Source organism: Vibrio sp. N418, assembly GCF_000222565.1.
In the GTDB taxonomy this organism is placed as follows: Bacteria; Pseudomonadota; Gammaproteobacteria; order Enterobacterales; family Vibrionaceae; genus Vibrio; species Vibrio scophthalmi.
The window spans coordinates 1-3,207 of the sequence record NZ_AFWD01000043.1; the positions used below are offsets into that span (position 1 = coordinate 1).

Here is a 3,207-nt window from a genome sequence, read left to right on the forward strand (position 1 = left end):
CATATTCATCCGGTTGGTTTGGCTTTTTAAACCACCAACGATAATAAGCATTCATGCGGTTTGAGGAGGTAAATTTATTGATGAAATTTTTGATGTATGGAACGCCTTGAGAATCGCTCATCTCTAACCCTTGCTTTCCTTCTTGCTTAGGGTTTGTGGCGTGCATGACAAAGAGACCATCTGTCTGGAAAATAAAAAAGTAGCCGTTGCCATCGTCGTAACGCACATTGCGCAGCGCCTCGGAAATCATTCGCTTAACGTCTTGCTCAGGCTTGTCTTGGTTTTCCTGATAAATGGTCATCGCAACTTGATAGGCGATATCAACATGATGTTTTACTTGAGATTTGAGTGAGGCGATGATTTTCCGGCGCTCGTAACGCACTTGGTCATAAGTGCTTTCTACTCGTTGGGCAATGGTCTCTTTTTGCTTCAGGAGATTCGTGGCGATGAGGTTTTGTTCTAACTGCAGAGCGGTTTTTTGGCTGTCGTTAACCACCAATGAAAGAAGCAGAATAACAAATAGAATAATAAGTGCGAAAGGGACCGTTTTGATCGTGTAGAGTAGTTTTCTATCTGTAAGCGCATTCATTGCAGTGATCACTCCCTTTGAACACTCTATATCACCAAACGTATCAATGAATAACGAGTCGCAGATATAATAATATTTTTATTAATTTTTCATAGTTTTGGTGAGCTTTCTATCGAGCAAAGATTATAACGTTACGCATATCACGCTTATATTTTTTTTATTGCGATGCTTTGCAATCGGTCAGAAATAGAGTGTAGACAAAAATGAATTATTGTTTTTCTGCTTTGATTAAGAATCAAAATTAATGTTCACTGTATGGTGGTGTTTATATTCCATCGGTTGAAATGGAAATTTGACGAATATCTTGAAGCGATGCCTTATTGTCATATCAAACCAAATGTTATCGCATCACCATTTGTTAATGATGCTAACTTGATTGGTGCCATGGTGCATTTTTTTCAACGACAAGATGGTCGATTTGGTCAAAACCACTATATCGGAAGTGCCTAGTAGGGATGTGTGGAGGGAGTTCGTTTTTTTGTGATACCAAAACGCGAGCATAGCAGTCAAAAAAGCCGACATTGACTGTCGGCTCTTTGTTAGTTTTGTGCGGCTTTTACACGAATCTTGCTTTTAGCAACTTCTTTTAAGTTTAGCTTCTCAAGTGCTTCGTTTGCTTCTTCATCATTTGGCATTTCAACAAAGGCGAACCCCTTTGATTGGCCTGATACTTGGTCTAACACCAAAGTACATTCACGAACTTCGCCAAACTGAGCAAACAGTTTGCGAATGTCTTGTTCAGTCGTCGCACGAGCGAGGTTACGAACGAGTAATTTCATAGTAAATCATCATTTATGAGGAAGGTGCTTTGATTGTACAGACTAGCGGTCAAAAACCAAGATAAAACCAAGAGATTGGCTCTATTTCCGTACTTTGGCGGAAGTGGTGAAAGAAACGCCGGATTGATTAGTTAAATAGTAACCAATCCGGTGTCGTAAGACGGGGCGTTATAGGATAGTCGCATTCTCGTCGTAAATGGTGACACGATTTCGACCATCACGTTTTGATTGATATAAGGCGTGATCGGCACGTTTATAGGCTTCACTAAACTCACTGTCACGAAGCGTAACCCCCCCGACGGAGATAGTTACATCGATACCTGAAATCGCGCTATTCGCTACATGCTCGCGGATCAGTTCAGCTTTATCGTAAAGCATGTCATCGGTCATATCTTTAAACAGCACCACAAACTCTTCTCCCCCCCAGCGCACAGCCGCATCTGTACTGCGAATTTGGCTGGCAATACGGCGAGTCACTTCACTAATGACTTCATCACCTTTTTTGTGACCGTGGGTGTCATTGATGATCTTAAAAAAGTCGATATCAATAATGAGCATTGAGAAGTTATGCGCTCTATTGAGTCTTGGCTCGTAAAAATCTCGGCGATAAAACCCCGTCATTTTGTCACGTGTGATACGACGTTGACGGCCTTTAAAATACACCACTATGAGGTGGGCTAAAAAGGAAATTAAAAGCGATGCTATGAAAGTTCGTTTAACTATATCCAATACGCTAAAGCCAACTATAATTGGCTCAGCATCAGTACACGGGATCTCAATCGTCTGTTGATATGAGGTTAGTGTTGTATTGGTATTGATGACAGTAAAATGTTCATTGTTAAACAAAGCTATTACCAGATCGATGTAGTCATTTTTTAGATCGATTGCGAGTAATGCATCAAGAGTTCGCTTGTTGTAAACAGGGTAATAGATGGTGCGAACCCATTGCTTTGAACCGTCCTCTTGATAAGGTTCAGAAAGCTTAATATTACAGCCATAAAATTGGTCAAAGGTATTTTCTAATCGCTCTAGTTTAACAATGCGTTTCATCACATCATCAGCTTCGTATGCCCCATAGCGTTTTTTATATTCTTCACGAAGCGGGGAAAAGTGACCATAATTCGCAGGATGCTCAAAAATCGCAATCGTCCAGACATTATTGTGAGTAATAGGATCAAGCTCTGAACGTAACTTATTAATACCGTTAGAAAGCTCTTTCACTTCTCCACTTTTACTCACCATGATGCCAACCCCATCACGTTCATAAATACCCTTAGGAGCGAAAGTTACATCAGTGTTGTTGTAGTACTGAGCGAAACGACGACTTACGGAATAGATTTGGTTAAAGTCTGTAATAACAGATTTTGACAATTGCTTGAGATGAACGGCATTAAAAATCGCATACGCAGTGCCCACAATAATGATCGTCGCCATGAATAGTTTAGCGATAGGGTTAATGTGGTGGCGAAATAGGTCAGATAAACTTTTATGCATTTGCGTTCTTAGTCAATAATTGAGGGCGAAGTTTAGTGGTTAAGATTATTTATTCAAGTATACATCTTAATCGACACGATTAGCATTGCTTGTCGAGTGAATCAAAGATAGAAGGTCTTGTTATCGCTATAAATTTACGCAATGAGTGTTTCAGAAAATGATGGATGATTCGTTTATAATATGGTCAAAATTTGACAATTAGAATGGCCAGGCGTCAGTGTTTAGTTCACGCAATTTTTCTTGCGCCAATTTTTGACTACTTACTTATCGTTGTTGGTATAAGTCCGTGACTCAAAGCGTGTTAGAAGGTGGTCAGCTAGTGTAGGACAGAAACAACAAAGCCAC

Annotated in this window: 4 protein-coding genes; 1 reads left to right on the forward strand and 3 read right to left on the reverse strand. The window is 40.1% G+C overall.

Going from position 1 to position 3,207, the window contains the following annotated elements:
• The coding region (locus RH86_RS08205; RefSeq protein ID WP_009385876.1) for a cache domain-containing protein at nucleotides 1-589 on the reverse strand (589 nt) is incomplete at its 3' end.
• A gap of 255 nt (nucleotides 590-844) precedes the next feature.
• Between RH86_RS08205 and RH86_RS08210 the strand changes: the two genes are divergently transcribed.
• Nucleotides 845-1,039, forward strand: coding sequence for a hypothetical protein (locus tag RH86_RS08210; RefSeq protein ID WP_009385878.1), 195 nt, complete (start codon nucleotides 845-847; stop codon nucleotides 1,037-1,039).
• Between the two features lie 89 nt (nucleotides 1,040-1,128).
• Here RH86_RS08210 and RH86_RS08215 read toward each other — a convergent pair whose 3' ends face one another.
• Complete coding sequence (locus tag RH86_RS08215; protein WP_005599167.1) at nucleotides 1,129-1,368, reverse strand: RNA recognition motif domain-containing protein; 240 nt, start codon at nucleotides 1,366-1,368, stop codon at nucleotides 1,129-1,131.
• A 168-nt stretch (nucleotides 1,369-1,536) separates the two neighbouring features.
• Entirely contained in the window at nucleotides 1,537-2,862 is a 1,326-nt protein-coding gene (locus tag RH86_RS08220; RefSeq protein WP_009385879.1) for a GGDEF domain-containing protein, read from the reverse strand.
• Nucleotides 2,863-3,207: the final 345 nt, after the last annotated feature.

Excerpts from the sequence above, each read along its gene's own strand:
- RH86_RS08210 (WP_009385878.1), top strand. The coding sequence starts at position 845 with ATGGTGGTGTTTATATTCCATCGGTTGAAATGGAAATTTGACGAATAT.
- RH86_RS08215 (WP_005599167.1), bottom strand. The coding sequence starts at position 1,368 with ATGAAATTACTCGTTCGTAACCTCGCTCGTGCGACGACTGAACAAGAC.
- RH86_RS08220 (WP_009385879.1), bottom strand. The coding sequence starts at position 2,862 with ATGCATAAAAGTTTATCTGACCTATTTCGCCACCACATTAACCCTATC.